Annotated in this window: 12 protein-coding genes; 7 read left to right on the top strand and 5 right to left on the bottom strand. The window is 61.3% G+C overall.

From position 1 onward, the window contains the following. Positions 1-26 precede the first annotated feature (26 nt). A complete protein-coding gene (locus ACIPL0_RS00935; RefSeq protein WP_400594729.1) occupies positions 27-1,769 on the bottom strand; it encodes a potassium/proton antiporter in 1,743 nt (580 codons plus the stop codon). A gap of 221 nt (positions 1,770-1,990) precedes the next feature. Between ACIPL0_RS00935 and ACIPL0_RS00930 the strand changes: the two genes are divergently transcribed. After that, entirely contained in the window at positions 1,991-4,504 is a 2,514-nt protein-coding gene (locus ACIPL0_RS00930; protein ID WP_400594731.1) for a dermonecrotic toxin domain-containing protein, read from the top strand. A gap of 239 nt (positions 4,505-4,743) precedes the next feature. Continuing rightward, positions 4,744-7,242 carry a dermonecrotic toxin domain-containing protein gene (locus ACIPL0_RS00925; protein ID WP_400594734.1) on the top strand — a complete coding sequence of 833 codons (2,499 nt, stop codon included), beginning with the start codon at positions 4,744-4,746 and terminating at the stop codon, positions 7,240-7,242. Between the two features lie 7 nt (positions 7,243-7,249). On the opposite strand, the gene ACIPL0_RS00920 is transcribed toward ACIPL0_RS00925, so the two are convergent. After that, a complete protein-coding gene (locus ACIPL0_RS00920; protein ID WP_400594737.1) occupies positions 7,250-9,052 on the bottom strand; it encodes an acyl-CoA dehydrogenase in 1,803 nt (600 codons plus the stop codon). 331 nt (positions 9,053-9,383) lie between these two features. Here ACIPL0_RS00920 and ACIPL0_RS00915 point away from each other — a divergent pair, with 331 nt between their 5' ends. Then, on the top strand, positions 9,384-11,903 hold the full coding sequence (locus tag ACIPL0_RS00915) for a dermonecrotic toxin domain-containing protein (protein WP_400731259.1): 2,520 nt from the start codon (positions 9,384-9,386) through the stop codon (positions 11,901-11,903). A 116-nt stretch (positions 11,904-12,019) separates the two neighbouring features. On the opposite strand, the gene putA is transcribed toward ACIPL0_RS00915, so the two are convergent. Then, positions 12,020-15,973, bottom strand: coding sequence for a trifunctional transcriptional regulator/proline dehydrogenase/L-glutamate gamma-semialdehyde dehydrogenase (gene putA, locus ACIPL0_RS00910; protein ID WP_400594743.1), 3,954 nt, complete (start codon positions 15,971-15,973; stop codon positions 12,020-12,022). Positions 15,974-16,361: 388 nt separating this feature from the next. Here putA and putP point away from each other — a divergent pair, with 388 nt between their 5' ends. Continuing rightward, complete coding sequence (gene putP / locus ACIPL0_RS00905; protein ID WP_400594746.1) at positions 16,362-17,846, top strand: sodium/proline symporter PutP; 1,485 nt, start codon at positions 16,362-16,364, stop codon at positions 17,844-17,846. A 156-nt stretch (positions 17,847-18,002) separates the two neighbouring features. On the opposite strand, the gene ACIPL0_RS00900 is transcribed toward putP, so the two are convergent. Further along, positions 18,003-18,674 (bottom strand): polysaccharide lyase family 7 protein, encoded by a 672-nt coding sequence (locus ACIPL0_RS00900; protein ID WP_400594748.1) that lies wholly within the window; start codon positions 18,672-18,674, stop codon positions 18,003-18,005. A gap of 316 nt (positions 18,675-18,990) precedes the next feature. On the opposite strand from ACIPL0_RS00900, the gene ACIPL0_RS00895 reads away from it, so the two are divergent. The 3 genes from ACIPL0_RS00895 to ACIPL0_RS00885 are packed head-to-tail and all read left to right on the top strand — an operon-like array spanning position 18,991 to position 22,043. After that, the gene (locus tag ACIPL0_RS00895) at positions 18,991-21,141 is read left to right on the top strand and encodes an EAL domain-containing protein (protein ID WP_400594751.1); all 2,151 of its coding nucleotides are present in this window, start codon (positions 18,991-18,993) and stop codon (positions 21,139-21,141) included. 40 nt (positions 21,142-21,181) lie between these two features. Further along, on the top strand, positions 21,182-21,694 hold the full coding sequence (locus ACIPL0_RS00890) for a YgjP-like metallopeptidase domain-containing protein (RefSeq protein WP_400594753.1): 513 nt from the start codon (positions 21,182-21,184) through the stop codon (positions 21,692-21,694). 52 nt (positions 21,695-21,746) lie between these two features. Then, a complete protein-coding gene (locus tag ACIPL0_RS00885; protein WP_400594756.1) occupies positions 21,747-22,043 on the top strand; it encodes a helix-turn-helix domain-containing protein in 297 nt (98 codons plus the stop codon). 149 nt (positions 22,044-22,192) lie between these two features. On the opposite strand, the gene ACIPL0_RS00880 is transcribed toward ACIPL0_RS00885, so the two are convergent. Continuing rightward, positions 22,193-22,651, bottom strand: a complete 459-nt coding sequence (locus tag ACIPL0_RS00880; protein ID WP_400594759.1) for a GNAT family N-acetyltransferase — start codon at positions 22,649-22,651, stop codon at positions 22,193-22,195. Between the last annotated feature and the right edge of the window lie 200 nt (positions 22,652-22,851).

The following is a 22,851-nucleotide window of genomic DNA, read 5'->3' as shown; positions in this document are numbered from 1 at the left end:
TCGAACGATCGGAAAAAAGGAGCAGTTTAGAGGAACAACCCGGGACCCGGGCGGCTTCCTTCGGGGAATCTGACGCCCACTTTGAGGATCTTGTTCCCTTCCATGACGGCAACTGTCCAGATTGTTCCGTTCCATTCGATCTGATCGCCGACGATTGGCTCGCCGCGATTCTTCTGAATGATGAACTGGCTCAGCGGCATATTCGAATCCAGGCCGTCGAGTTTCAGACCGTACAATGCCGCGACAGCCCCGAGCTGAGCGTCTCCCTCAAGAACGAAGTCACCGAAGAAGCGCAGATCCAGCCCCCGCTGCGGTGCCTGGCTGAACAGCTTGCCCAGGGCCGGCAGGTTGTGTTCGTGGCCGATCACGCAGAGCAGATCGCCGGTTTCCAGAACCGTACTTCCCGACGGATGGAGCAGTTGTTCGCCGCGAAACAGGGCCGCGATGCGGGTGCCTTCCGGCATTTTCAGCTCGCGCAGGGCGGCACCGATGCACCACTTTTCTGCGCCGAGGCGATAAACGAACAGCTCCCACTCGCTGGTCACGTGAACTTCCAGCGCAGCGCGGGAGATCGGGGCGGGATCAGGTGGAACCGTCACTTTCAGCCATTTCGCCATCCACGGCAGGCTCGTGCCCTGCACCAGCAGCGACACGAGGACGATGAAGAACGCCAGGTTGAAATACAGCTGGGCGTGGGGCAGGCCGGCCATCAGCGGGAACACCGCGAGAATGATCGGCACCGCGCCGCGCAGGCCGACCCAGGCGATAAAGGCTTTTTCGCGGCCATGGAACACACGGAACGGCAACAGGCCGGCCAGCACCGACAGTGGGCGAGCCACCAGAATCATCCACAGCGCCAGACCCAGCGCCGGCACGGCAATCGGCAGCAGGTCGTGGGGCGTGACCAGCAGGCCCAGCACCAGGAACATGCCGATCTGTGCCAGCCAGGCCATGCCGTCGAGCATGTGCAGGATGCCGTGGCGGCTACGGATCGGCTTGTTGCCCAGCACCAGACCGCACAGGTACACGGCGAGGAAGCCGCTGCCGTGGATGGCGTTGGTCAGGGCGAACACTGCCAGACCGCCGGCAATCACCAGAATCGGATACAGGCCGTTGGCCAGGTGAATACGGTTGACCAGTTGCAGCATCAGCCAGCCGCCCCCCAGGCCGATGATGCTGCCGATGCCGAATTCCTGGACCAGATGGCCCAGCAGGCTCCAGTGCAGGCCGGACTGGCCCTTGGCGAGCATGTCGATCAGGGTCACGGTGAGAAACACCGCCATAGGGTCGTTGCTGCCGGATTCGATTTCCAGGCTGGCGGTCACCCGTTCGTTGAGGCCCTTGCCGCCGAGCAGCGAGAACACCGCGGCGGCGTCCGTCGAGCCGACGATGGCGCCGATCAGCAGGCCCTGGATGATGTTCAGGTCGAACAGCCAGGCGGCGACCATGCCGGTCAGGCCCGTGGTGATCAGTACGCCGATGGTCGCCAGCGAGAGTGCCGGCCACAGCGCCACGCGGAAACTCGCTACCCGCGTGCGCAGGCCGCCGTCGAGCAGGATCACCGCGAGGGCCAGGTTGCCGACCAGATAGGCCGTCGGGTAGTTGTCGAAGATGATGCCGCCGCCGTCGACCCCGGCCACCATGCCGACCGCCAGGATGATCACCAGAATCGGGATGCCCAGTCGCGAGGACAGCGAGCTGACCAGAATACTCGCGCCTACCAGCAACGCGCCGATCAGGAACAGGCTGTTGATGGTGGTGGCATCCAAAGGCGGTACTCCAGCAAAAAGCGTTGAGTGAGGGCATTCGCCGACTGACCATGCAGTCGGCGTGCCAAGGGATTTAACCCGTTGAATTGCCGGGCTGTCAAAGCTTTGTCTACATGTGTCTGCGGCGCACCGAATTTACCTTGGGCAAATACATAGTTAATGCACCTGCTACCAGACGGGTTGCTTACGTGATGGCTTCTCAACCAAAAGGAATGGAAGCCATGTCGGCACTCAACAAGGATGTCACCCACTCGGCGCTGATGTCCGGCTCTGCACAAAACGTTAGCGAGGCGCGCCGCCGCGCCGCTGCCTATATCGCTGCGTACCCGGACATCTATGCCATGGCGTATGCCGCGGCGCGACGCCTGATCCGTCAGCGCACCGGCAAGTCGCTGGACCCGTCCAGGGTCTATTGGCACCGGTTTACCTCGGCCAACACCAGTTCAACCAGTTTCACCGGCTGGGAGCATGTGGACCCACCGAAAGAATCGATGACATTGATCCAACTGCTGATGGTGCGTTTCGGTGTTCATGACCAAAGCAATGTGGACGAGCTGAATGTGTGGGGCGGGTTTTATCTGGCCGGTCCCAAGGAGACCCGCTTCGGCAGCCACAACGAAGTGCCGATGCTGCCCAGCGACGTGCTCGAGGATTTCTGGAAGATGGATTTCGCCGCCGAGTGCTCGACCAAAGTGTCCGGGTTCTGGCGCGATCACAGCGAGAATTTCTGCATTTTCGCCAAGTCTCGCTTGCTGACTGCGGCGAGCACGGCGGTGATCACTCGACAACTGACGCCGCAGGATCTCAAGACCGTTCTGGCTGCCGTGACGGGCTCCCGAGGGGTCGATGTACCCTGGCCGGCACTGAAGGAATACAAGCAGCCTGCCGCCGGGGTGTCGATCCAGGTATTCCAGCTGGCCGGTACCGATGCCCGTACGGCATTGCTGATCCGAAACACACAGGGACGGCACATCCTGTATCAACCGAGCAGCAGGGACGTCTTTCAGTGCTTCGACAGGGCAGGTGCCCTGTACGCCTGGGTGAAGCAGCAGATGGCCGAATCTACCCATCAGGCTGAACTGATCGCGCAGTTCGTGCGCAAGGCCGAAGATCAGGCGGCTTTTGCCAACCACGTGGCGCAGCTTTGCGCTCAGCCCTATGGCGCGGACCAGTCGCTGATCGGCTTCAGGATTGATCAGGTCGATGTCTTCGAGCAACTGCGTGATCGCGCCCGTCAGGAGATGGAGGAAGATGTCCACTCGCAACTGACCAGCAACGCCAGCCTGCGCAAACAGATGGCGATGGGCTTTCTGAGCTTCTTCATCATGGCCGGCAGCGTGGCGTCGTTGCTGGCGTGGCCGATTGCACTGGTGGTGGTGGGTGCTTGTGTTGCCAACATCGGTCTGAGCATCGATCAGGCGATCAATGGCCGCACCCCTCAGCTACGCAAGGCTGGCGTGTTGGGGGCGATCATCAACTCCCTGTATCTGCTGCTCAACCTGCCGCTGTTGGCGAGCATGGGCGGTGTTGCACGAGAACTGCCGGCAACGGCGGAAGAGGGGGCGGCGGCCGAATCGGTGTCTGAGATGAGAGGCAATGTGGTGTTGCCGGGCACCTCGGCGTCGGCGGGCCATCTGCGTGGCGTGCAGACGCTGCCCGACGGTGAAACCTGGATCACCATGAACAACCTGCCCTATCGGGTACGGTATCTGGACGATATGGGCACTTGGGCCGTCGTTGACCCGGATGAGCCGTTCGCCTTCGACAACGTCTATCCGGTCGGCCTGAACGAGGCTGGCGACTGGGAGTTGATGACGCCGGCCAGCACGTCGGTTGCGACGGGTGCGCAATTGCCGGTGCGCATGGAGTCGTGGTTCTGGGACACCTACATGCAGTTCAACCCGGAAGCGGAAGCGCGCCTGTCGCTGGTGGCCCGGCAACGGCAGGAGGCGGTGATCGACGTTTATGAGGTGGATGCGACCGCCGATATTCTCACCGACTCGGAAGGCGAAGACGTTATCTACGACGTCATCGGTGAAAAGCGCCGCGTGTTCAAGACCACGGACGGTCGATACTTCGGCGGGGCGATCAGCGATTACACCGAAGATGGAGATGCCTACAACCTGTTCCTGCGCGACGGCGAGCGCCAGGGCGATGATCAGGTCGAAACCATCGAATGGCTGATCGAGGATTTGCACGAGGTCGACTACAACAACGATGTACCGCTGTATCGCGGCGGCAGCGGTGATCGTGGCACCTCCGGCAAAGTGTTTCGCGAAGGCAAATTCAGGGTCGGTGACATTCTGGTCAACACCGATATCACGTCGTTCAGCGAAAACCCCTACGTCGCCCGAAGCTTCTGCAGCAGCGAAGTGGGCGGCATCTGGTCGCCGGAGCGTGGGCCGATCACCTTCGACGACAGCTCGGTCATCTTCGAGCTGGGCGCCCGGCAATACCTCAATGCAACACCGATCACGCCGTTTTCCGTGACCCCCAGCGAGGCCGAATCGGTGTTCCTGCCGGGCAACTACTTCCGCATCCAGCGTGTTGAAGAGATCGTCGGCAATAGCTATCGCTTCATGAACGTCGAGCTCAAACAGATTCCCCCTGAGCAGGTCACCGGCGCGGCGTACGACATGCGCACCGGTATCCAGTTCAGTCGCGAGGAATACGCCGAGAAGCTGGGGCCGGATGCCCGGGACCTGGTGAATTACCTGTTCCCGCTACCCAGGTAAGTGCTGGAACCCGTCGCTGGCCATCGACAGGCCGCATCATCACGGGCTCGCAGGATCGCCAGTGCGTGATGACAGCCCCGGTGCTTCCCAAATGAGGAGGCATCGGGGGCTGCCGTTGCCCGGGCAGCCGCGCGGCAACGAGACGCTAGCAGTGTGACTGTCCGATAGATAGTTACCGCCCCTCTTCGTAGCAAGCTGATTAGTTGCATGACATCCCCATGACAAAAGGACTCAATGCGATGTCATCAATTCCCCTGAGCGAACAGTATCTGCAGAAGCGTGCAGCGGTGTTCGTCACCGCGTACCCGGATCTCTACGCCCTGGCGTACGAGACCGCCCGCAAGATCGTACACAAGCACACTGGCAAATATCTGGACCCGGCCAAGATCTATTGGCACCGCTTCAACAACGCCGACGACAACAAGCTCTGCATATCGGGCTGGCAGCATTCCGGGCCACCGATCGAGTCGATGACCATGGTCGAGCTGGTCATGCGCCGCTTCAAGGTGGGCGATGCTGCGTCGCCAGACGAACTGGACAGTTGGGGCGGTTTCTACTGGGTGGACGCCCATGAAGCCCTTTATAACGACACCAATGAGGTGAAGATTCGGCCCAGCAGCGTGCTCGCCGACTTCTGGGAACTGGATTTCGCCGCGAAATGCAGTGACCAGATCAAGGTGTTCTGGCGTGATCACAGCGAAGACTTCTCGCTGTTCGCCAAGATCCAGTTGATTGGCGCAGCGGCTTCGGAAATGAGCCGCGGCCACCTTGATAGCCGAGATTTTCTGACTCTATTCAGCGCCGCCGTCGGCACCCGCGACATCGATGCCGCGCTGAGCTATCTGAGCGAAAGCCGGATGCCACCCGAAGGGGTGACCATCCAGTTGCTCACTGTGGCCGGCACCGAGTCACGCGGTGCGCTGCACATCACCGATCCGCAGGGGCGACAGATCATTTATTGCCCCGACGTCGTAAGGCCATTCCAGTGTTTTGCCGATGAAAGTGCGCTGTACGAACACTTGCGCGACCAGGCCGCGGACCCTGCGGCCGCGAAGATGCTGGCGGTGCAGTTCGCCCGTGACCCCGAGGCTCAGGGGCTGTTCATCAAGAATGTCGCCCAGCACACGCTGCACCCCTGGAGCATCGCGCAGCAGTTGGTCCGGCGCTCTGCTGCACAGACGTCGACAGCGGTCTTCAACCAACTGCGTGACAAGGCGCGCAAGGAAATGGAAGAGGACGTCGAACACCAATTGACCACGGGTTCGAGCCTGCGCAAGCAGTACTGGATCGGCTTTCTCGGCGCTTTCATGCAAGTGGCGGGCGGGTTGTCTCCGCTGTCGTGGCCGATTGCGTTGAGCGTGGTGGGCGCAGGACTCGCCGTCGTGGGCCTGAACATCGACCAGGCCCTCAACGGCCGCACTGCGCAACTGCGCAAGTCCGGCCTGCAGGGCGCGATCTTCAATTCTATTTTCATGTTTTTCAACCTGCCGTTGATGGCGTCTCTGGGGCGCGTGACCAGGGCTTTGCCAGCGATGGCGAGCGTGGGGGATGACTTCCTGCTGGAGAGACTGGCCGGCGGGCAAAGCCTGGAAGATGTGCCCATGGTCACCGCTACAGGCCATGCCCGTGGGGTGCATGAGCTGAGCAACGGGGAAGACTGGATCGTGCTCGCCGGCAATGCCTACCGCGTGAGCTACTTCAGCGACCTGAAGTCCTGGGCCATCATCGACCCCGACAACCCATTCGAATTCAACAACGTGCGCCCCGTACACCTGAATGCGCAGGACCGCTGGCAACTGAGTTTCATGCCCGAGGAGCCCGGCACCCCAGAGCCTGAGCCGATGCCAACGGCGGAGCACCCCTTCGTCACCACGGATTCGCCGTTCTGGGACATCTACATGCAGGTGAACCCCTTCGAAGAGGAGCGCCTGTCTGATAGGGGCAACCTGCGTCAGGAGACGTTGATGGACATCTATCAGGCGGAGGATGACGAGATGTTTTCAGACTCCAGCCGTGACGACGCGGTGATCGACCCCTTCGGCGAAAAGATCCGCGTCTTCAAGAGTCACGACGATGTTTTCTATGGTGGCTACATCACCCGTTACAGCCGTGACGGACGTCCGTTCAACCGGCTGCTGCGCAGTGGCGAGCGCGTGGGGAATGATCAGGTCACGATGATCGGGCGCCTGATCGAAGACCTGAGCATGATCGAGTGCAACAACGATGTGCCGTTGTATCGCGGCGGCAGCAGCGAACGCGGCACGTCCGGCGTGGTGTTTCGCGAAGGTCGCCTCAAGGCCGGTGATGTTCTGGTCAACACCGACTTTACCTCGTTCAGCGAAAACCCTTACGTCGCGCGAACCTTTTCCAGCAGCCAGGGTGGCGAAAGTACGTTGGCAACGGACGACCCGATCACCTTCGATGACACCTCGGTGGTCTTCCAGCTACCGGCCAAACAGTACTTCGGTGCCCGCCCGGTCAGCCCGTTTTCGGCCAGTCCGGATGAGGTCGAATCGCTGTTCATGCCCGGTAATTACTTCCGCATCCAGCGCATCGAGGAGGTCAAGGGGCCGAGCTATCGCTTCATGCGCGTACAACTCCGGCAAATCCCGGCCGAGCAGGTCAAGGGCCCGGCCTACGATCTGCGCACGGGCGAACTGTTCAGCCGCGAGCGCTACGCGCAAATGCTTGGTGAAGATGCCAGCGTGCTGGCAGACATCTTCTTCCCACAGGCGTGATTGCGGCTTAAAACCAGTCGTTCTGCATTGACAGGCAAAGGTCATCACGGGCTTGCAGAATCGCCAGTTCGTGATGGCACGCGGGCACTTCCCAGGTCAGAAAATAACGCGCTGCCTGCAGTTTGCCCCGGTAGAAGTCGGCGTCTGCCGGACGGCCTTCGATCAGCCCGCGCTCGGCGCGAATGGCTTGTTCCAGCCAGCGCCAGCCAATGACGGTGTGCCCGAATGCCTTCAGGTAAAGCGCCGAATTGGCCAGCGTGGCCGTGACGTCGCCCCGCGCCAGGTCACCCAGCAGTTCCAGGGTGATGGTTTGCAGGCGGGCGACCAGTTGTTCCAGCGGCTGGCGCAGTGCTTCAAGCGAGGCATGGCTCTGGGCGGCTGCGCAGGTGTTGGCGATCAGGCGAATCAGTTGCTTGAGCCCGGCGCCACCGTTCTGCGCCAGCTTGCGCCCCAGCAGGTCGAGCGACTGGATGCCGTGTGTGCCTTCATGGATCGGATTCAGGCGGTTGTCACGGTAGTACTGCTCCACCGGGTATTCGCGGGTGTAACCGTGGCCACCGAGAATCTGGATCGCCAGTTCGTTGGCCTTCAGGCAGAACTCCGACGGCCAGGATTTGACGATCGGGGTGAGCAGGTCCAGCAGTTCGTGGGCCAGTTCGCGCTGATCTTCGGACTCGCCGGTCTGGGTATCGTCGAACAGCCGGGCGGCGTACAGACCCAGATCGAAAGCACCTTCCACATAGGCTTTCTGGGTCAGCAGCATGCGTCGCACGTCGGCATGGTTGATGATCGCCACGGGCGCGCTGTCCGGGTTCTTGCTCTCCGGCAGACGCCCCTGCGGACGCTCGCGGGCGTACTCCAGCGAGTACAGATAACCGGCGTAACCGAGCATCACCGCGCCCATGCCGACACCGATCCGCGCCTCGTTCATCATCTGGAACATGTAACTCAGGCCCTGGTGCGGCTTGCCCACCAGATAGCCCACGCACGCGCCGTTGTCGCCAAAGTTGAGGGCGGTGGACGTGGTGCCGCGCCAGCCCATCTTGTGGAACAGCCCGGCGAGGATCACGTCGTTGCGCGGGCCGAGGCTGCCGTCGTCGTTGACCAGGAATTTGGGCACGATGAACAGTGAAATACCCTTCACGCCGGGTGGCGCGTCCGGCAGTTTGGCGAGGACCAGATGGACGATGTTTTCCGACAGCGGGTGATCGCCACCGGAAATGAAAATCTTGTTGCCGCGCAGGCGATAGCTGCCGTCAGCGGCGGGCTCGGCGCGGGTACGGATATCCGCCAGCGATGAGCCGGCATGAGGTTCGGTCAGCGCCATGGTGCCGAAGTAGCGGCCTTCTATCATCGGCTGCAAGAAGCGCTGTTTCTGTTCCTCGCTGCCGAAGTTTTCGATCAGATTCGCGGCGCCCATGGTCAGGAACGGGTATGACGCGGTCGCCGCATTGGCCGCCTGAAAGTGCGCAAAGCAGGCCTGAGAGAGCAGGGTCGGCAGCTGCATGCCGCCGACGTCGAAATCCCGTGCGGCGTTGAGAAAGCCGGCTTCGAGAAAGGCATCCACCGCCGGTTTCACTTCGGGGATCAGCTTCGCCTCACCGTTTTCATAACGCGGCTCGTGTTCGTCGTTCTTGCGGTTGTGCGGGGCGAAATATTTCTCGGCCAGGGTCCGTGCCGTGGTGATCGCCGCATCGAACGTTTCGCGGCTGTGCTCGGCGAAGCGTTCGCGGCGGGTCAGCGCCTCGGCATCCAGCACCTCATACAGCTCGAAAGCCAGATTGCGCGAACTGAGCAGCGTCTCGGACATGGCGGCGTACCTTCTTCGATGAATGAACGACAGTCTAGGCGCAGTGATTTTTCAGTAGAAGGATGATTGATATGAGTGATGGAGAGCGAAAACACTCACCACGGCGTGGGTCTCGCAGGAGGCCTGTTTGCGGGTGAATACACAGCGCGCTGAAAGAGCCCTGTGGGAGCAAATTCATTCGCGATGCGTGAGCATGGGCGATACAGCGGTGTCGGATGTGCTGGCCTCTCGCGAATGAATTCGCTCTCACAAAACATAAATAACTACCCCCCTGCGCCTCCACAAACTTGCTTACCTGCATGGCTTCTCAACCCTGAAAGGACTCAGAGCCATGCTGGCTTCTCAATCTGCAACGCAAATCGAACGCGCGCTGCGCAAGCGCGTCGCAGCCTTTATCGAGGCTTATCCCGACGTCTATGCGATGGCCTATACCACCGCGCGTCAGCTCATCCACAAGCACACCGGCAAATGGCTGGATCCCGCCAACGTGTACTGGCACCGTTTTGCTGCGGCACAGAGCAGTTCAAAGATCTTCACCGGTTGGGAGCATGTTGGCCTGCCGATGGAGTCGATGACCCTCATTCAACTGCTCATGGTCCGTTTCAGGCCCCATGATCAGGACAATGGCGACGAGTTGAATGTCGATGGCGGCTTCTATCTCGCTGGCCCTGCGGACATTCACTACAACGAGACCAACGAAGTCGCCATGTTGCCCAGTGCGGTCATGGCCGATTTCTGGGCGCTGGATTTCGCCAGCGACTGTGCGCGGAAAGTGGCGGCATTCTGGGATGAATACAGCGTGGATTTCTGCATGCTGACCAAGGCGCAGATGATCGCGGCGGCTGGCGTGGCGCTCGCCTGCCGACAGCTGGACCACGACGCGTTTCGCGTGGTCCTGGCGGCAGCGACAGGCAATCTCCAAGTCGACATTGCCTGGCAGACACTGAGCGAGCATCGCGCGCCGCTGGCGGGCGTGACGCTGCATCGCCTGCAACTGGCGGGCACTGATTCACGAAGCGTCCTGCAGATCATCGACGGTCGTGGCCGGCAGATCCTCTATCGCCCCAATGCCGCACAGGTGTTTCAGGTTTTCGAGGACGAGCCGCACCTGTATCAGTGGTTGCAACAGCAGATTGTCGAGCCGAAAAGCCGTGCGGCGCTGGTCGCCGAGTTTGTCCGTGATCCGGGGCAGCACGCTGCGTTCGGTGAGGAACTGCTGCGCCGAAGCGAGCACACCTGGACGTCCATTCAACCGTTGATCGGGCGGCCAGAGGGCGTAGCAGACGTCTTCGCGCAATTGCGTGACCACGCCATCCGCGAGACGGAGGCTGACGTACGTCAGCAATTGACCAGTAACGCCGAACTGCGCAAGCAGATCTGGATGGGGCATCTCGGTTTCCTTGCGCTGGTGGCAGGTGTGGGTTCGTTGCTGTGCTGGCCACTGGCATTGGTTGCCGTGGGTGCGGGTGTATCCAGTCTTGGTTTGCACATTGATCAGGCGGTCAACGGGCGTACTGCTGCGCAGCGTAAGGCGGGAGTCATCGGTGCCGTCTTCGATTCAGTGTTCGTGTTCCTCAACCTGCCGTTACTGGCAAGCATTGGGGCTGCAGCCCGCGGCGTGAAAGCCGGTGAGTCGTCCGCCCAGCTTTCCCTGGCAGGTTTTGAAGGCAATGAAATCCTTGACGGCGCTTCGGTGGTCGGCGGCAACGGTGTGGCCCGTGGTGTTTCTGTGCGTGCCGATGGTGAAACCTGGATCGAGATCAACCACCTGCCGTATCGCGTGCGTTACCTCAACGACTTGGGTTGCTGGGCGGTGGTGGATGCGGAAAATCCCTATGCGTTTGCCAATGTGCGGCCAGTGCGCTTGAACGAGGGTGGCGACTGGGAGTTGATGCTGCCGCCACGATTGCAGGGCGGCGGCCTGCCAGGGGAGGATGGCACGCCGCCGGCACCACCTACCGACGAAGCCTATCCGACGACGACCTCGCCGTTCTGGGATATGTACATGCAGGCCAACCCGGCTCGCTCGGAAAGACTCTCGCAGGCGGCCACCGAACGCCACGAAGGTTTGCTTGATGTCTTTCAGGCCGAAGGCGAAGACGATGTCTTTGTCGATTCCGACAATGAAGACGCGGTCAGGGACGAGGCGGGCAACAAGCACCGAGTGTTCAAGAACTCGGATAACGCCTACATCGGCGGCAACATCACGCTTTACAGCCACGACTCCAGGGCGTTCAACAACTTTTTGCGGATGGGCGAGCGTCAGGGCCGCGATCAGGTGGGTCTGATCCGACGCTTCAGCGAAGATCTGGAACTGATCCCCTGCAACAACGATGTGGCGTTGTATCGGGGCGGCAGTGGTGAGCGCGGTACGTCGGGCGTGGTGTTTCGCAATAGCCAGTTGAAACCGGGCGACGTGCTGGTCAACACCGATATCACCTCGTTCAGCGAGAACCCCTACAACGCGAGAATCTTCGCCAACGCCCACCCGGATGCCCAGTTCACCGGCGACGGCCCGTTTGCCTTCGATGACACTTCGGTGGTGTTCGAGCTGCCCGCCAAGGAATACCTGAACGCCCGGCCGATCAGCCCGTTTTCAGCGACGCCAGAGGAGGCAGAGTCGATCTTCCTGCCGGGGCGCTATTTCCAGATCCAGCGTATCGAAGAGGTCACCGGCAATCAGTACCGCTTCATGCATGTCATTCTGCGTGAGGTGCCGCCGGGGACTGTCAGTGGCCCCGCTTATGATCTGCGTACCGGAGCGCTGTTCGACAGGGAGCAGTACGCGAAGATGCTGGGGCAGGACGGCGGCGAACTGGTAGACCGGTTCTTTCCGCTGAAGGGGGAGTGAGGCAGCGCAGTCTGGCTGCGGTGGGAAATAGCGCCGCTCCGTAGCCGTCGGGATTGGCGGCGGTAGCGATCTTGGGACGCTACCGCCGGCAAGCCAGGCTGCTACAGGGGGGGGGGTTAGCCGATGGTCATCAGGCTCGCGTTACCGCCGGCCGCTGCAGTGTTGACGCTCAGCGCGCGTTCGATCACCAGACGCTCCAGCGCGATGGCGGTTTCGCCTTTCGACAGACCCTGCACGCCGATGATGGCGCCGTCACGCTGGGCGACTTGCTCGCAGATGGCGCGCAACTGGTCGGAGTCGCCGTGGTGCAGCACCGCGTCGAGCGCGATGTTGTCCTTGCTCCAGTCGGCCACCAGCTTGATGCGTGCCTGAACGTCCTTCGGCAGACGGTTGCGCAGTGACTTGCCCGGTTCGCCGTCCGGCACGATGGCCGAACCGCCCACCGCCAGCACCGCGGCCAGTTGGGTCAGCAGATCGGCTTCATCCTCGGCCAGGCACAGCACATGCTCGCGCGGCAGGATGCTGTAGCTGTTGCGCTCACCGGTCGGGCCCGCCAGTTGACGGGTCACGCCGCTTTGCGACTGCTCGGCGAACTGGCCGCAGAGTGCTTCCAGTTCGCTCAGTTGCTGGCTGGCCGCCCAGGTTTTCAGAGCATTCAGCGGTTTGAGCAGGCTCTCGCGCAGGCGGGTGTCTGGCGCCACGTCGGCATCGCGACCGGCGAAGGACTTCTGCATGGCGTCCTGCGGACGGGTAGACAGCAGGCGGTACAGGTACAGCGGACCGCCGGCTTTCGGACCGGTACCCGACAGGCCTTCGCCACCGAACGGCTGCACACCGACCACGGCACCGACGATGTTGCGGTTGACGTACATGTTGCCGGCGTTGACCGAATCGATGACCTTGGCAATGGTCTCGTCGATGCGGGTGTGTACGCCCAGCGTCAGGCCGTAACCGGAAGCGTTGATCTGGCCGATCAACTGATCCAGCTCCTTGCGCTTGTAGCGGACCACGTGCAGCACCGGACCGAAGATCTCGCGTTGCAGTTCGTCGAAGCTTTCCAGCTCGATCAGGGTCGGCATCACGTAGGTGCCGCGCTTGATCTCATCGCTGTCGGCCTGCGCCACCTGATACACGGTGCGGCCTTTGTCGCGCATGCCCTGAATGTGCTTCTCGATACCGGCCTTGGCTTCGGCGTCGATCACAGGACCGATGTCTACCGACAGACGCTCCGGGTTGCCCAGACGGCTTTCGGCCATGGCGCCCTTGAGCATTTCGATGACACGGTCGGCGGAGTCTTCCTGCAGGCACAGCACGCGCAGGGCCGAGCAACGCTGACCGGCGCTGTCGAAGGCCGAAGACACTACGTCGATGACCACCTGTTCGGTCAGTGCCGAGGAGTCGACGATCATTGCGTTCTGGCCGCCGGTTTCGGCAATCAGCGGAATCGGACGGCCCTGAGCGTCCAGACGACCGGCGATGTTGCGTTGCAGCAGGCGGGCCACTTCGGTGGAGCCGGTGAACATCACGCCCTTGACGCGCTCGTCGCCGACCAGCCGCGCACCGACGGTTTCACCACGGCCCGGCAGCAGTTGCACCACACCTTCGGGAATCCCGGCTTCCAGCAGCAGGCGCACGGCCTGGGCAGCGATCAGCGGGGTCTGTTCGGCGGGTTTTGCCAGCACCGGGTTACCGGCGGCCAGCGCTGCGGCGACCTGACCGCTGAAGATCGCCAGCGGGAAGTTCCACGGGCTGATGCACACCACCGGACCCAGCGGGCGATGGCTGTCGTTGCTGAAATCATTGCGTGCCTGCACCGCGTAGTAGCGCAGGAAGTCCACCGCTTCGCGGACTTCGGCGATGGCGTTGGCGAAAGTCTTGCCGGCCTCGCGGACCAACAGGCCCATCAGTGGCTGGATCTCGGCTTCCATGAGGTCGGCAGCGCGCTCAAGGATCGCTGCGCGCTCGGCCGGTGGCGTGGCCTGCCAGATCGGTCCGGCGCTCAGGGCGCTGAGCAGGGCGGCGTCGACATCTTCCAGCGTGGCTTCCTGAACGTGGCCGACCAGATCGCGCAGGTCGGACGGGTTCAGCACCGGCGCCTGCGCACCTTCGCTGACCGGAGCGCCGAGCATCGGCACGGCTTTCCAGTCGTTGTGGGCGGTCGCCAGCAACGCCGAAGACAGCGAGGCCAGACGGTGTTCGTTGGCCATGTCGATACCGGCCGAGTTGGCCCGTTCGCTGCCATACAGATCACGCGGCAGTGGAATGCGCGGGTGCGGCAGACCGAAACCGCCTTCCTGAGTGGCCATGCGCTCGATGCTGGCGACCGGGTCGGCGACCAGTTCCTGGATCGAGATCGACTGATCGGCGATACGGTTGACGAACGAGGTGTTGGCGCCGTTTTCCAGCAGGCGGCGAACCAGATAGGCCAGCAGCGTTTCATGGGTGCCGACCGGGGCATAGACACGGCACGGTCGGTTCAGCTTGCCATCGGCAACCTTGCCGACCACCTGCTCGTACAGCGGCTCGCCCATGCCGTGGAGGCACTGGAATTCGTACTGGCCGGGGTAATAGTTCTGACCGGCAATGTGATAGATCGCCGACAGCGTGTGGGCGTTGTGGGTGGCGAATTGTGGGTAGATGACTTCCGGCACAGACAGCAGTTTGCGGGCGCAGGCGATGTAGGAAACGTCGGTGTACACCTTGCGCGTGTAGACCGGATAGCCTTCCAGGCCTTCGACCTGGGCGCGCTTGATTTCACTGTCCCAGTACGCACCTTTGACCAGACGGATCATCAGGCGATGGCGGCTGCGACGGGCCAGATCGATGACGTAATCGATCACGTACGGGCAGCGCTTCTGATAGGCCTGGATCACGAAGCCGATGCCGTTCCAGCCGGTCAATTGCGGTTCGAAGCACAGGCGTTCAAGCAGGTCCAGCGACAGCTCCAGGCGGTCGGCTTCCTCGGCGTCGATGTTCAGGCCGATGTCGTACTGCTTGGCGAGCAGGGTCAGCGACAGCAGACGCGGGTACAGCTCTTCCATCACGCGCTCGTACTGGGCGCGGCTGTAGCGCGGGTGCAGTGCCGACAGCTTGATCGAGATACCCGGGCCTTCGTAGATGCCGCGACCGTGGGAGGCCTTGCCAATGGAGTGGATGGCCTGCTCGTAGGACGCCAGATATTTCTGCGCGTCGTGCTCGGTCAGTGCAGCTTCACCGAGCATGTCGTAGGAATAGCGGAAGCCTTTGGCTTCAAAACGGCTGGCGTTGGCGAGCGCTTCGGCGATGGTTTCGCCGGTGACGAACTGCTCGCCCATCAGGCGCATGGCCATGTCGACGCCCTTGCGGATCATCGGCTCGCCGGACTTGCCGATGATGCGGCTCAGCGACGACGTCAGGCCGGCTTCGTTATGGGTGCTGACCAGCTTGCCGGTCAACAGCAGACCCCAGGTCGCGGCGTTGACGAACAGCGACGGGCTGTTGCCCAGGTGCGGCTGCCAGTTGCCGGTGCTGATCTTGTCGCGGATCAGGGCGTCGCGGGTGCCCTTGTCGGGAATGCGCAGCAGGGCTTCGGCCAGGCACATCAATGCCACGCCTTCCTGGGACGACAGGGAAAATTCCTGCAACAGGCCCTGAACGATACCGGCACGGCCACCGGCGCTCTTCTGATTGCGCAGTTTTTCGGCGATGGAGGCAGCCAGCTTGTGAGTGGCGTCAGCGATCGGGGCGGGCAGGCGAGCCTGTTCCAGCAGCATCGGCACGACTTCCGGCTCAGGACGACGGTAAGCCGAGGTGATGGCGGCGCGTAGCACGGACTGCGGCAGGATGCTTTCGGCGAATTCGAGGAATGCCTGATGGGTCGCATCTGCCGGCAGGTCACCGGAGTCGTCGTTGTCCTTGCCGGCAAAACCGTTGAGTTCGTTCAGGGTTGCACCACCCTCCAGCTTCTCCAGGTAGTTGAAGATCGCCTGCTTGATCAGCCAGTGCGGCGTCCGGTCAATGGATGCTGCCGCGGCTTTCAGTCGTTCGCGGGTCGGGTCGTCGAGTTTGACACCGAGGGTGGTGGTCGCCATGTCTAGTCCTCTTATGGGCCACGTTGGCCGTGGCTATAGCTGGCAGCAAGATTAGCCGCGAGATGAGCGGGGTGCAACCGGGTGCAACCTGTTTCTGCGAGATATTTCTGCCGAGGGTTGTGGATGGCGCAACGCTATTAAAGATCAGGTATTACCTAACCTCTGGCGTTTTCCTACGGCGACGTGGCGGTTTGCCGCCTGCGCCAGAAAAGTGCAGCAAATCCAGACTGTTACATTTTTGTTCGATGAAGGTGCAACTTGATGTTGCTCTTGGGTTGCACCCTGTCGGCCACGTTCACTAGCATGCCCGCCTTTGGTGCAAGTGGTCGTTCAGGAGCCTGCGCTGCCACCGTGCCGTGACCATAACAACAACAGAAGGGGCATGCTTTTGAGCGTCAGTAATCCCACCCTGATCACCTTCGTGATCTATATCGTCGCCATGGTCCTGATCGGCCTGATGGCTTACCGCTCCACCAACAACCTGTCGGACTACATTCTTGGCGGACGCAGCCTCGGCAGTGTGGTCACTGCTCTGTCGGCCGGCGCTTCGGACATGAGTGGCTGGCTGCTCATGGGCTTGCCGGGGGCGATTTATCTGTCCGGGTTGTCGGCGAGCTGGATCGCCATCGGCCTGGTCGTCGGCGCCTACCTGAACTGGCTGTTCGTGGCCGGCCGCCTGCGTGTGCAGACCGAGCACAACGGCGACGCGTTGACCCTGCCGGACTATTTCTCCAGCCGTTTCGACGATCACAGCGGCATCCTGCGCTTCATCTCGGCGCTGGTGATCCTGCTGTTCTTCACCATTTATTGCGCATCGGGCATCGTCGCCGGCGCCCGGCTGTTTGAAAGCACCTTCGGCATGTCCTACGAAACCGCCTTATGGGCTGGTGCTGCTGCGACGATCGCCTACACCTTCATCGGCGGTTTCCTGGCCGTGAGCTGGACCGACACGGTGCAGGCCACGCTGGTGATCTTCGCCCTGATCCTCACACCGATCATCGTGCTGCTGGCGACCGGTGGCGTCGACACGACGCTCCTGGCCATCGAGGTCGAAGATCCGAGCCATTTCGACATGCTCAAGAACACCAGCTTCATCGGTATCGTCTCGCTTCTGGGCTGGGGGCTGGGGTACTTCGGTCAGCCGCACATCCTGGCGCGGTTCATGGCGGCCGACTCGGTCAGGTCGATTGCCAAGGCGCGCCGTATTTCCATGGCGTGGATGATTCTCTGCCTGGGCGGCACCGTGGCGGTCGGCTTTTTCGGCATTGCCTATTTCTCGGCGAACCCGGACGTGGCCGGCCCCGTCAATGGCAATCATGAGCGTGTGTTCATCGAGCTCGCCAAGCTGCTGTTCAACCCCTGGGTGGCGGGTGTTCTGCTGTCGGCCATTCTGGCGGCGGTCATGAGCACCCTGAGTTGCCAGTTGCTGGTGTGCTCCAGCGCCCTGACCGAAGATCTATACAAAGTGCTGCTGCGTAAGCGCGCTTCTCAGCGTGAGCTGGTCTGGGTCGGTCGGGCAATGGTGCTGGTGGTGGCGCTGATTGCCATCGCCCTGGCATCCAATCCGGACAATCAAGTGCTGGGGCTGGTGAGTTACGCATGGGCCGGTTTCGGCGCGGCATTCGGCCCAGTGGTGCTGATTTCGGTGATCTGGAAAGGCATGACCCGCAACGGTGCCCTGGCCGGGATTCTCGTCGGTGCGATCACTGTCGTGGCGTGGAAACACTTTGAGGTGCTGGGGCTGTACGAAATCATCCCGGGCTTTATCTTCGCCAGCATCGCCATCGTGGTCTTCAGCCGCAAAGGCCGCGGCCCGACGGCGAACATGCTGGAACGCTTCGCCGCGGCGGAAAAGGCTTATAAGGCGGGTTGAGGATCCGGTGCGGATTGAATCGCATTGATCTTTGTAGGAGTGAGCTTGGTCTGGGCCCCACTCGGACGATAGCGTCAGGTCAGTCGCCGCAGTGCTGGATGCAGATACGTCATCGCGAGCAGAGCTCACTCCTACAGGTCCTGCGTTAGGTGCCCATTACGTCTTGTTGTGATCGATATCGAGGTTGAAGAACATCGCTTTGCCACCCTCGCTGGTGTAGCCGGTGTTGTCCTGGGTATAGACGCCGGCCTTGAAGTACAGCTGTTCTTTGCTCCAGGTCGCGCTGATGCGATCGTTCCAGGCCATGCCGAAGGCCTTGACGCTGAGCAGGCCGGCCTTGTTCAAGTGAATTTCATAGTTGAAGGTTTCATTGATGTGAATGCCTTCGGCAATCGTGAAGATGCGCGCTTTCTTGTCATCGGGGTGGAAGCGGACTTTGGCGACGATGGCGCCGTCCTTGGTGGCGTCCCGATATTGGTACTCGACCTTGAGCAGCGGCTGGTTGCTTTCATAGACGTGAATCTGGCCGATGACGATGCGGCCCGACGACGGAACCTGCAGGACCTTGAGTTTGGCGTTGAGGAAGTTGTCGGCGTCGGAGTAATGCCAGTTGTGCAGGCTGCCGTCGGACCAGGTTTCACGCAACTCGGTGCGCGGGTAGATGGCGTTGGCGGTTTTCGAGCCGGTCACCGGCGCCCAGAAGCTGATGTTCGATGAGCCGGATTTGAAATATTTGTCGTCGTAGCCTCTCAGCAGTTGTGCGGTTTCTACAGTGGCGGGGGGCGAGCCCACGGGAATGCTCAGATTCCACGATCCCAGATCAATCATTGTGTCTTTCGTCCGATGTGTCTCTTTGCCAGTAACGTGTCTGGCGCAAGGGTTTGAGGGGTGCTCCTTATACGGTTGGGGGGAGGGTTTGTTAACGTGAATCCGTCGAGTGGCTGGCGTCAATGTGCCGCCATTTTTCCTGTGGGGCAGGGTGGTCCTGCCGTACAGCGAAGATACCGTTAGTCGGCTAATGGCCCCTTTAGGGATGGCATAACAGTGGCGTCGCTACCCTTTTTCTTATTCAGGACTAGAGTGAAGTCCATTCGGATCATGGGCAGAGCCTGTCACCTGGGCAGTCAAGTGAATGAGAAGCAGCATGGAATGCGTGCAATCCCAGCCACCTATTGGCAAGTCAGTTCTGTTGGTCGTAGATGATTATCCGGAAAACCTGGTGACGATGCGGGCGGTCCTGCAGCGCCAGGACTGGGAGATCGTAACGGCCAGTTCAGGCATGGAAGCATTGGGTCTGTTGCTGGACGTGGACGTCGATCTGGTACTGCTCGATGTGCAGATGCCGGAGATGGACGGCTTCGAGGTCGCGCGGTTGATGCGCGGCAGCCAGCGGACCCGACTGACCCCGATCATCTTTCTGACCGCCAATGAGCAGTCCCGGGATGCCGTGCATAAAGGCTATGCCAGCGGCGCTGTGGATTACCTGTTCAAGCCGTTCGACCCCAACATTCTCAAGCCCAAGGTGCAGGCGCTGCTGGAGCATCAGCACAACCGCCGCGCCCTGCAGAAACTCAGCCGCGAACTGGAATCGGCACGGGCCTTCAACGCCTCGGTGCTGGCCAACGTCGGCGAGGGCATTCTGGTGGTCAGCGAAGACGGCATCATCAGCTTCGCCAACCCGGCCATCTGCCGCCTGCTGAACATGACCGATGGCGAGCTGCGCAGCACCGAATTGCGCCGCTACCTTCAAGACCCCGTCATCAACGAATGGCGCGACTCCGGCTTCTATCACCATTACCGGCGTGCCGACACCTACCGCGTTCACGATGCGGTCATGTGTTCCCCCGATGGCCGACAGATCCCGGTGGCGTTGTCCTGCGCGCCATTGCCGGAAGAACAGAAAGGCATGGTCCTGAGCGTGCTCGACATGTCCGTGGTGCGCGACCTCTATCGGCAACTGGAACAACAGGCGGTGACCGATGCGCTGACCGGGCTGCTCAACCGTCGCGGCTTGTACCAGGCGGTCGAAGGCATGCTGCTGCGCAACGAGCACGCCGGCAAATACCTCGTGGTGCTGTATCTGGATCTGGATGGCTTCAAGCACGTCAACGACTCCCTCGGCCATGACGTCGGCGATCAGGTACTGCTGTGGGTCGCCGAACAGTTGAAGGAAAGCCTGCGCCCTTACGATGTGCTGGCGCGTCTGGGAGGTGACGAGTTCGTGGTGGTGGTCGATGCGCTCGATTACCCGGAGCACGCAGCCAAGGTCGCGGAAAAACTGATCGAGCGAATCTCTGTGCGGCGGCAGATCGACGGCATCGAGGCGACCATGGGTGTCAGTATCGGCATTGCCATCCATCCGGATTGCGACACCACCCTCGACGGCCTGCTGCGCGCCGCCGATATCGCCATGTACGAAGCCAAGCGTGCGGGCCGACATCAGTACCGTTTCTATGATCAGTACATGAACGGCCGGGCACGGTCGCGGCTGATGCTCGAAGAAAGCGTGCGCACGGCCATCGACGGCAAAGACTTTTCCATGGTCTACCAGCCGCAGATCAACGTCGTCACCGGTCGCATTCGGGGCTTCGAGGCTCTGCTGCGCTGGCAGCACCCGTCCGCTGGCGATGTGCCGTCCGGGCTGTTCATTCCGCTGCTGGAAGAAACCCGCCTGATCAACAAGCTCGGTGGCTGGATCTATGAGCAGGGTGCGGCACAGAGAAAGCGCTGGGCCGGGGTGTTTGCCGACGATCTGATCATGAGTGTCTGCGTCAGCCCGGCGCAGTTCAGCATGCCCAATCTCGCCGCCGAGCTGCAGCGTGCCATCCATATGCATGGGTTGCACCCTCGTCAACTGGAGGTGGAAATCACCGAGCCATCGCTGGTGCATAACCTGGCGCACAGCCGCAAACAGCTGCAGAACCTGCATGACATCGGCGTGCGGGTGTCGCTGGACGATTTCGGTGCTGGCGACAGCTCGCTGGCGCACTTGCGCAACCTGGACCTGGACACCCTCAAGCTGGACCGCCATTTCATCGGTGGCATGCTCGGTTCGCCGCGTGACATGGCGGTGGCCAGGGCGATCATCGACTTGTGCCGGATGCTCGACATCGAAGTGATCGCCGAGGGCGTGGAGAACATCGATCAGTACCAATGGCTGGTGTCCAACGGCTGTGAAGTGATCCAGGGCTTCTTGCTGGCCCACCCTGTCGATCCGCAGGATGCCCTGCGTTATATCGAGCCGATCAAGCTGCCGGACAGCGGCAAGGCTGTCGGCACCGAACGAAAGCGGTAGACTTGCGCTCCGTTTCTGCTGCCCGGCCCCGATTCCGACCATGACTGCCATTGTCACGACGCCGCTTAAATACCTGCAGGCCTACCCGGCAGCGTTGCAGGATCAGGTCCGGCAACTCATCGCCCAGAACAGGCTGGGTGCCTATCTGCAACAACGCTACCCGGCACGCCACGATGTGCAGAGCGACAAGGCGCTGTATGCCTACGCGCTGGCGCTCAAGCAGGAACACCTGCGCAATGCACCGAACATCGACAAGGTGCTGTTCGACAACCGTCTGGACCTGACCCATCGCGCGCTCGGCCTGCACACCACGGTGTCGCGGGTGCAAGGCGGCAAGCTCAAGGCCAAGAAGGAAATCCGCGTGGCCTCGCTGTTCAAGGACGCCGCGCCCGAGTTTCTGAAAATGATCGTCGTCCACGAACTGGCGCACTTCAAGGAAACCGAGCACAACAAGGCGTTCTACAAACTGTGCGAGCACATGCAGCCGGGCTATCACCAGCTGGAGTTCGACCTGCGCATTTACCTGACCTGGCGGGACATGCAGGCGGGGTGACGGTTTTTTAAGGGGCGCGGGACAATCAGTTACTTCCACACAAGGACCGAGGATGGACGTCAGCAAGACCAAGAGCAGTTTCTACCGCCGCCTGTACGTGGCGCACCTGATCGACAGCGGTGTCGCCGCCAGTGTGCCGGCGCTGACCGAAGTCACCGGCATGCCTCGGCGCACGGCTCAGGACACCATTGCCGCGCTGGCCGATCTGGACATCGTCTGTGAGTTCGAACAACAGGAAGGCGCGCGCAACCACGCCGGTGGCTACCGGATTCGTGACTGGGGTGCCATCGACCGGCAGTGGATTGTGGATAACCTTTCGCAGGTCAAGGCGGTGTTGGGGTATCCGTGAACGGCTTGCCAGGCATCCCTTGGGAAAAACAGGGCCATTGTAGGAGTGAGCTTGCTCGCGATAACGACAGTACATTCAACAAGGCTGTGTCAGTTCGGACGCTATCGCGAGCAAGCTCACTCCTACAGGTTTTCAGAGGGCTGGCTATTTCAATCCAGATCCCGACGCATGCCAATGTGCGGAATCCCGTCTTCGACGTACACCTCGCCCACCGGGTTGAAACCATAGCGGCTGTAGTAGCCCTGCAGATGCGCCTGGGCCGAGAGGTAGATCGGCTGGTCGGGCCATTTGCGTTCGGCGTGTTCCAGCGCCTGCACCATCAGCTCATGGCCCATGCCCTTGTTGCGCATTGACGGTGCAGTCACGACGCGGCCGATGGTCACGTCGCCGTTCTGTTGAATCGGGTCGAGCAGGCGCAGGTAAGCGACCAGTTGTTCGTTCTGCCAGGCCATCAAATGGCAGGTGTCGCCCAGCAGATCCTGCCCGTCGACATCCTGATACCAGCACTTCTGCTCCACCACGAACACCTGCGCGCGCAGTTGCAGGATGGCGTACAGCTGTTCCTTGCTCAGGTCGGTATGGTGTTTGCAAATCCAGTTGATAGACATGAGGCCGGCTCGCGAAAAGAAATCCATGGCGGATACTAAACGCATATCGGCCTGAGCCCAAAGCCACTGTGGGTCAGGGCGAGAATGAACAGGCGCGTTTTTCTTGAACTGCGGCACAAACGTCATCTGTTTGCGGGTTGTACAAAGCCCGGTTCGGGTCTTCAATGAAGGCCAGTTGCTATCGATCCTTGCCCGTCTTC

The sequence above is a fragment of the Pseudomonas sp. NPDC090208 genome, from assembly GCF_044746785.1.
In the GTDB taxonomy this organism is placed as follows: domain Bacteria; phylum Pseudomonadota; class Gammaproteobacteria; order Pseudomonadales; family Pseudomonadaceae; genus Aquipseudomonas.
The sequence above is the reverse complement of the archived record's forward strand: the minus strand, read 5'-3'. Positions and strand labels throughout refer to the sequence as shown.

Coding starts and splice junctions, on each gene's coding strand:
- ACIPL0_RS00930 (WP_400594731.1), top strand. CDS start 1,991: ATGTCGGCACTCAACAAGGATGTCACCCACTCGGCGCTGATGTCCGGC.
- ACIPL0_RS00925 (WP_400594734.1), top strand. CDS start 4,744: ATGTCATCAATTCCCCTGAGCGAACAGTATCTGCAGAAGCGTGCAGCG.
- ACIPL0_RS00920 (WP_400594737.1), bottom strand. CDS start 9,052: ATGTCCGAGACGCTGCTCAGTTCGCGCAATCTGGCTTTCGAGCTGTAT.
- ACIPL0_RS00915 (WP_400731259.1), top strand. CDS start 9,384: ATGCTGGCTTCTCAATCTGCAACGCAAATCGAACGCGCGCTGCGCAAG.
- putA (WP_400594743.1), bottom strand. CDS start 15,973: ATGGCGACCACCACCCTCGGTGTCAAACTCGACGACCCGACCCGCGAA.
- ACIPL0_RS00900 (WP_400594748.1), bottom strand. CDS start 18,674: ATGATTGATCTGGGATCGTGGAATCTGAGCATTCCCGTGGGCTCGCCC.
- ACIPL0_RS00895 (WP_400594751.1), top strand. CDS start 18,991: ATGGAATGCGTGCAATCCCAGCCACCTATTGGCAAGTCAGTTCTGTTG.
- ACIPL0_RS00890 (WP_400594753.1), top strand. CDS start 21,182: ATGACTGCCATTGTCACGACGCCGCTTAAATACCTGCAGGCCTACCCG.
- ACIPL0_RS00885 (WP_400594756.1), top strand. CDS start 21,747: ATGGACGTCAGCAAGACCAAGAGCAGTTTCTACCGCCGCCTGTACGTG.
- ACIPL0_RS00880 (WP_400594759.1), bottom strand. CDS start 22,651: ATGTCTATCAACTGGATTTGCAAACACCATACCGACCTGAGCAAGGAA.